Origin of the sequence: Thalassospira sp. TSL5-1 (assembly GCF_001907695.1) — a bacterium.
Classification (GTDB): Bacteria; Pseudomonadota; Alphaproteobacteria; order Rhodospirillales; family Thalassospiraceae; genus Thalassospira.
The window spans coordinates 1-701 of record NZ_KV880654.1 but is presented as its reverse complement, the minus strand read 5'-3'; the positions used below and the strand labels follow the sequence as shown (position 1 = coordinate 701).

1 protein-coding gene is annotated in these 701 nt (G+C 55.3%); it reads left to right on the top strand.

Features of this window, described 5'->3' with window-relative positions:
- The coding region (locus LF95_RS23020; RefSeq protein ID WP_168173747.1) for a hypothetical protein at positions 1-701 on the top strand (701 nt) is incomplete at both ends.

The window sequence follows — 701 nt, the reverse complement described above, 5'->3', positions numbered from 1 at the left end:
TTGCCTTTGACAATGACGAAGCTGATGTTTTGTCCTCCGGCTCGGGCGAAATCGAAATCATCGCGACTGCTGGTAATATCACTCAGGCCAATGGCTCAACCATCGACGGCGGCAGCGGCAAGGTGGCGCTGACTGCCGGTGACAGCCAGACGCTTGATCAGGTAAAAACCAGTGGTGCGGATATCGCAATCACCGCGCAGAATGGCTCGGTGACGGCGAAGGACTTTATTACGACCAGCGGTGCCAAGATTGGCATCAAAGCCGCACAGAACGTTGCCTTTGACAATGATGAAGCCGACGTGACCTCAACTGGGTCGGGTGATGTGACCATCACCGCGACGGCGGGTGATCTTTATCAGGAAGATGAAAGCACCATTGATGGTGGTACGGGTAAAGTCACTCTGACAGCAGGCAAGAAAGTCACCCTTGATCAGGTTCAGACCTCAGCCGCTGCTGTCAAGATTACGGCTCAAGCGGGTGATGTTGTCGCGAATGACTTCATCATGACGTCGGATGCCGCGATTGAGATCACTGGCGACAATGATGTGTCTTTCACCAACGGTTTGTCCGACGTCACGTCGTCGGGCACGGGTGCGGTTACCATCATCGCAACCAAGGGCAATATTACCCAGGCCAATGGCTCCACCATCGACGGCGGCAGCGACAGGGTTACGCTGACTGCCGGTGACAGCCAGACGCTT